This window comes from Negativibacillus massiliensis, from assembly GCF_900148495.1.
Lineage (GTDB): Bacteria > Bacillota > Clostridia > Oscillospirales > Ruminococcaceae > Negativibacillus > Negativibacillus massiliensis.
In genome coordinates this window covers 1-6,133 of record NZ_FTRU01000004.1, presented here as the reverse complement: position 1 = coordinate 6,133, position 6,133 = coordinate 1, and the positions used below count along the sequence as shown (strand labels likewise).

Below are 6,133 nucleotides of genomic sequence, written 5' to 3'. Positions count from 1 at the left end.
CTTGTCCCCTTCACCCCATAGGGGGGCATATATTATCAATACATTTTATTCCCTATTTTTACTGTTATTATAGCCTGTCCGGGCGGCTCTTGCAAGGCTCCCGGACAGGCTTCTTTTACAGCTCCATACCGCCCCAGGTGTGGCCCTGTTCCTGTTCTCTCTCCGGCTGCTGCACCTCTGGCACTGGTAGCAGTTCCCGCGCCTTTTCGACCAGGGGCCGGAACTGCTCCGGCAAGTGCTGATCCAGAAAGTCCAGCACCGCCCCGATCCCTTCCCGGAGCCGCGCCGAAATCCCACGCTCCCAGCTCAAATCTTCTTCCAGGTATTCCACCTGCACTTTGAGCTGCCGGTTTTCATTTTCAAGCCGCTGCCGCTCCTGGGCCTCCTTCAGTTTTTCTTTCATCGAGGGGATTTTCTGCTGAAGCTGTTGGTTTTCTACCTTCAGCTCCCGCACCTTCTGCTCTGCCGCCGCGCCCCGGATCACCGCCGCCTTCAGCTCCTTCACCTGCTCCACCGTCACACCCTTGACGGCCCCTGTCAGCGTCTTTTCCGGCTGTATCGCGTCCAGATCGGGCTTAACCTTCTCCACCGCTTTCAGCAGCTTCACATTCCCTTGCAGGGCCTTTCTCTGCTTTTCCAGGGCCGCGATCTCCTGCTCTGCTGCTGTCACCTGTTCCTGGATAGCTTCAAGCCGCTGGGCCGCTGCTCTGTACTCTGGTAGCTCCATACGCTCGCGGCCACCGCCCAGGCTGATAATCTCAAACTCGTGAGCCTGGGCGATTTCCGTTAGGGCTTCTTTCTCCCGTTCCATCCAGGCTTTCCATTCGGTCTGCTTTCGGCCCATCCCTTCAAATCCCTGCTGCTTTAACGCCTGTTTCATTGATACCCGCGTTGAGAGGCCCCGGCTCTGCTCCGTTGCCACAGGCACGAAGTCCACATGGAGGTGGGGCGTGGCCTCGTCCATGTGCAGCACCATATTGAACACCCGCAGATGAGGGTTGCGCTCCTGGAAGGACTCTGCAAATTCTTTGAGAGCTGCCGCCGCCCGTTCCCCTCCAGGGGAGCCGCACCCGCAGTCCGTCAAGTTGCCGATCTGGAAGATAGCCTCGTGAAATAGCTTCTCCTGTTTGCTCTGCCGGATATGCTCATAGTAATCTGGTATCTTGTCCCTGGTCTTTTTCTTTTTGGCATTGTAGGCGGCCAGGGCTTCATCGAAAAGTTCGTGGTACACCTTCTTCAAATCCTCGTTGCAAAAGGTGACATTCTGCCCCGACCTGCTCCGGTCTACATTCGCCGCTGAAAAGCTCCTGTTGTTGTGCCGGATACTTCCCCGGCCCGTCATTCCCGAAATGGTTGTGCCTATAAAATCACCCGTCCCTTTCCTGCAAAAGCCTATATCCTACTACTCCTATTTTACCATAACTGGCCGCAGGCCACAACCTCTTTGTTACTTTCTTGTGAGAAAGTAACGCAAAAGCACTTTCACACCGCCGCCCCTTCGGGGCTGGCAGTATGAAAGTGCTTTTGCGCCCTGCCGGGGGCTAAAAGAAGCAGCCTCACAACTGTCTCCAAGAATTTCTGTTGTCACTCTACTTCTTCTGGTGCAAGAGGATAGCCACACAATTCATCTTCCTGTGCAGAAACCTCTGCGTCCTCTGTTTTTACAAGGCCGCTTTCTTCAAGCAAATCTGGCGGCACAGCACTTACAGCTAACTGTTGTTCTTCCGGCAAGCTATTATACCAATCCAGCCATTCAAGCGTTTCTTTGGAAAGGCCCTCCGCATCTACCATCCGATCACCATATCGGACTTGATTTCCGGCTCCTTCTCTTTGCTCAAAAACGATCCATTTCTCGTTCATAAAAATCTCTATGGTATTGTCGGCCCCGTATTGATATTCAAATCCTGTTCCAAAATTAGATTGGTTATCCTTTGTCGGTATCTCAGAGCCATCAACCGATGAAGTGATTTCCCCGTCCATTACCCCGCAATGGCCACTTATGGTACTTTCTTTCCCCGTATCATAGTAGAGTTTGCCATCCACCATTACCATAGGGATTTTATCCCATTCTTGCGTTTCTTCCTGTCCCGGCAGTTCATTCTCACTTACAGGAACAATCTCATATTGGTAGTTGTCCCAATAAGATTCAATATCAGCTGCTGTAAAATAATCCAGTTTCTCCTCTGGAAGTTTCAGTCTGCCTGACTTTACTGCTTCTGCACAGTAGATAATCTCATAACTTGTATCATTTGAGAGATTAAACCGAAAACTTGTTACTGTCCCTCCAGCAACAGGCTCCGTTTTTTTATCGCTTACCTCCAATCCCGAAAACAGAAAATAAATATCCTCTATATCATCGGTTTTTGTAATGACTTGCTTTTCAGCGGAGTTTGGCACAACATTGCGATACATCTCGATATTATTCACATCAGCAACATCAAAAGGCATTGAAATAGTTTCCTTTTTTTCGCAACCAGTGAATACCAAAACCATAGCCGCCACCAAAACAAGAGCAATCTTTTTCACTGTATCACACCGCCTTTCTTAACTTGTAGTGACGAAAAAAATATCCTTTTTTTCCTATCTGCCACCAAAAATTTTTGAAAACCAGCTTTTTTTCTGTTCCGGTTCCTGCTGATCCGTTCCAGCCTCCCCGGTAATAAGCTGCTGCTGGATTGTCCCCGCGTGTAGGGCCTGGGCCGCTGCCGCTGTCTGCTGGGCGGCGGCCAGCGCGTCAGTAAGCCGGGTAATGGTCTGGGCCTGCTGCTCGATCTGCCGGTCTTTCACTTCAAGCTGCCCCTGCAGCGTGTCGATGGTGGCCTGTAAAACAGAAATCACACCATCAACCTCTGCTGTTTTTTCTGCATTTTTGGTTGACGGCGCGTCAACCAAACCGTCAACCGCGCCCGTCAACTGGTTGTCGGTGGTTGACGGTGCAATTTCAGAAAACGCCTGTTTTATCAGCTTTTCGCCGTCAACCTCTACCATCAACCTACCGTCAACCGTTGCCGTCAACCCCTGTAAACTGGTTGACAGTGGTTCACGCTTAATTTTTTTGAAAACAGCTTGCTTTGATACCCCTATCTCGTCAGCTATCTGCCGGATCGTTTTCATACCTTTACGAACAGGCCCACAGGACACACGCCCTTAAACCCCGGCGTAGATATGTACCAGCAGCCGGGGCCTGTCGGCTCCCACGCTACTTCCAGGGTAATCTCGTGCCACCCATCAGGGAACAGGGCCGTAAAACCCTGCCCTGCGTGTATGCCGCGACCTTCCAGGAGCAGCCGAGGGTGCGGATCATCGTCTGCCGGATCGGGAAGCTGTATCTGCGCGATCCTCTCTTTATCCCAGCTCATAGACCTTTCCTCCTTCCCCTAAAATAAATCGCTATGCGATCCCGTCCGGGTGAGATATAAAATCAGCTCGTCCCCGTCCACTTCGTAGATCAGCAACCAATCCGGCGTAATGTGGCACTCACGACACCCCGTATAATCCCCGGAAAGTTGGTGCTCCCTGTTCTTCTCTGGCAACGGCTCCCCCGCAGCCAGCTTTTTAATAATATCCGTCAGCAAAGAAATATCAAAGCCGCGCTTTTTCACGCGCTTCAAATCCTTCTGAAATTTTGTGGTTGGTCTTATGTTATACATCGGCAAGCAGCTCCTCCATCATCTGATCGACATTGGAATAGGTCTTGCCGAGGCTCGGATCGGCCTTCATTCTCTTTACTTCCTTGATTGCTTCAACGGTTTCAGCGTTCGGCACATCGCCGCTGATTTCAAAGGGTATTCTATACTCCCGCACCGCCTTACGCGCAAAAACATTGAACGCCGTTGTCATCGTCATTCCCATATCAGCACAGAACGCCTCAAACTGCCGCTTCAAGTCTGCGTCCATACGAATGTTAATATTTGTATTTGCCATAGGTAGCAACTCCTTTCATTCTTATTATATCCATTGTATAACTTTTTATTTACAATGTCAATATATGTTCCTGACCGTTTACCCAAGCACTGGCCCTTAAACTTCTACCCTGGTATGTTCGCATTTAGAGGGCAAAAAAGCCTTGATTTATGCGGCTTTCCAAACGCGGTAGAGAGGGGGCCGGTATATTTACCCTCGGAGGGCTGAAAACGGCTTCTAAAGCGTAACAGGGGCCTTTCTGGGCCTTATTCCTGGCCCCCATCGTGCAGCGCATCCAGGAGCCAATCGCTCAACTCCTGGGAAGGGGACACCCGCACCGTTATATGCCCATTTTCAAAGCGCACCGCTGGCGGCGGACAATCCCACCACTTGCGGACGGTTTTCGGATCAAGGCCAGTTTCCCGGTGACAGTCGGCCTTGCGCCCCTCCGGGTGCTGCTGCCGCCATTCATAAACCCGCGCCTGGGCCGTTCCGCTGCCTTTAGGCCGCCCGTTCCCTTCTCTCCAATTCGTACCATTAGCCTTATCGTTAATCTCCTGGATTGCTCTCGCGCCCTGCAAATGTACTGGCTGTTTGCGCCAGTTCCGCTTGTTGACAGGCATAGTCAGACCGGAGAGCTTCGCTATATCGTCCCTGGGGAATGTCACATAGTCCTCGTTGAACATCTCCAGGGCGCACACCACATCATCTTTCGTGAAGCGGTTTATATCCTCCACGCTCATATCATCGTAAGGCCGGAGCAGCGCGAAAGCGTCCCGGCGCAGCTCGTCCTCGTCTATCCCGCATTTTTTCGCATAAATCGCCAGCGTCATAATGCCATAGAAACGATGGCCCACCCGGATTTCATCGGCGATCCGGTGCAGCCACCAGTCGTAAAGGTCACGCTTGACCGTCCAGCGGCCCCGCCGCTCCTTCTTGACGATCCGCCGCTCATACCAATCCGGGTACTTCTCTTTCGCCTCGGCCAGCGACAGGCGGCTCTTTCTCATAAGCCCTTCAAGCCGCTGCTGCTCCCCGTTGCTGTCCGGGATATAATCAAGCAGCCGCACCAGCTCCACCGGCCCGCCGAGCCGGAACGCCCTCACAGGGTACTCACGCCCCAGCTTCGAGCCGGAGCCGACCACCCGAAATCCCTGCAAAATCCCCTGCATTTGTGGCTCCTTGATGGTGGAGGTAAACTTATTCCAAATCTGCCGAGTGAGGGAATATTTCAACTCTTTCAAGCATTTCTGGTTGTACGGGTACATAGGCACCGGCTCTTTCAGCACATAATACAGGTGAAGCCCTGTCCCGCTGTTTACAACAAAGGTTGCCTGGGGCAAAATATCCTTGTTCATCTGGTGCAGCGTGTCCCGGAGCTGGGGCATACCTACCCCGTCCAGGTCAAAGACCAAAGCATAGAGATACCGGGCATTTTTGCCGCACCGCCGCAGCCCAAAATAGGAGATCGGGGACATAATCGTAAAATCGGTGTCTTGCAGCTCCCTCAGCTCGTCCAGCTCGTCAGTGATGGTACAGCGTTTCGCTTTACCGTCCCCCTCGATCTGCAGGGCGATCCCGGTTGCCCTGTCAACCTCACCTTTCGTCACTGTCACCGCGATCCCGTTTCCCTTCCTGTCCTCAAAATGGCCCTTCCTCTCGAAAGATCCTTCCGGGAAGATCTCACGATAAAACTCATACGGCTCCACCGGCTCCAAAAACTTCTCTAAATGCTCATTCTTTTCCCTGTAAAGTTCCCGGAGCTGTTCCAGGGCTGCTTGCTGATCCTCCATTCCTTACACCTCTTTTCGTACATTCTGCAAACCCACAGGGGGAAAAGGGGGAGCCAAAGAGCGGCCCCTTCGGGGCCTTAAAGAGAAAGTCACCTCCCCCTTTTCCCCCTCGCTCTGGGGCATGGAAATGATGGAAAACCTTTCAGGTTTACCACATTCCCACACCCCGCCGCTCACCCCCATAACCCCCTCCGACTTTCTCCCTGTCAGAGAGAGAATATTTTATTATTTTTTCCCTGGCCTAAAGGCCATAGGGGGGCATATATTATCAATACATTTTATTCCCTATTTTACGACAAACCCATTTCAGCTTGTCCCCTTCACCCCATAGGGGGGCATATATTATCAATACATTTTATTCCCTATTTTTACTGTTATTATAGCCTGTCCGGGCGGCTCTTGCAAGGCTCCCGGACAGGCTTCTTTTACAGCTCCAT

Annotated in this window: 6 protein-coding genes; all 6 read right to left on the bottom strand. The window is 51.9% G+C overall.

Annotation, left to right across the window (positions count from 1 at the left end):
• Nucleotides 1–115 precede the first annotated feature (115 nt).
• Nucleotides 116–1,342, bottom strand: coding sequence for a plasmid recombination protein (locus BQ5375_RS00145; protein WP_033120806.1), 1,227 nt, complete (start codon nt 1,340–1,342; stop codon nt 116–118).
• A 242-nt stretch (nt 1,343–1,584) separates the two neighbouring features.
• Nucleotides 1,585–2,526 carry a hypothetical protein gene (locus BQ5375_RS14440; protein WP_235821902.1) on the bottom strand — a complete coding sequence of 314 codons (942 nt, stop codon included), beginning with the start codon at nt 2,524–2,526 and terminating at the stop codon, nt 1,585–1,587.
• 54 nt (nt 2,527–2,580) lie between these two features.
• Entirely contained in the window at nt 2,581–3,114 is a 534-nt protein-coding gene (locus BQ5375_RS00135; protein WP_033120805.1) for a hypothetical protein, read from the bottom strand.
• A gap of 263 nt (nt 3,115–3,377) precedes the next feature.
• Nucleotides 3,378–3,650, bottom strand: a complete 273-nt coding sequence (locus tag BQ5375_RS00125) for a type II toxin-antitoxin system YafQ family toxin (protein WP_033119709.1) — start codon at nt 3,648–3,650, stop codon at nt 3,378–3,380.
• Nucleotides 3,643–3,924, bottom strand: coding sequence for a type II toxin-antitoxin system RelB/DinJ family antitoxin (locus tag BQ5375_RS00120; protein WP_005948237.1), 282 nt, complete (start codon nt 3,922–3,924; stop codon nt 3,643–3,645). Before BQ5375_RS00120 ends, BQ5375_RS00125 begins: the two co-directional genes overlap by 8 nt.
• 245 nt (nt 3,925–4,169) lie before the next feature.
• Nucleotides 4,170–5,696 (bottom strand): hypothetical protein, encoded by a 1,527-nt coding sequence (locus BQ5375_RS00115; protein ID WP_060811998.1) that lies wholly within the window; start codon nt 5,694–5,696, stop codon nt 4,170–4,172.
• Between the last annotated feature and the right edge of the window lie 437 nt (nt 5,697–6,133).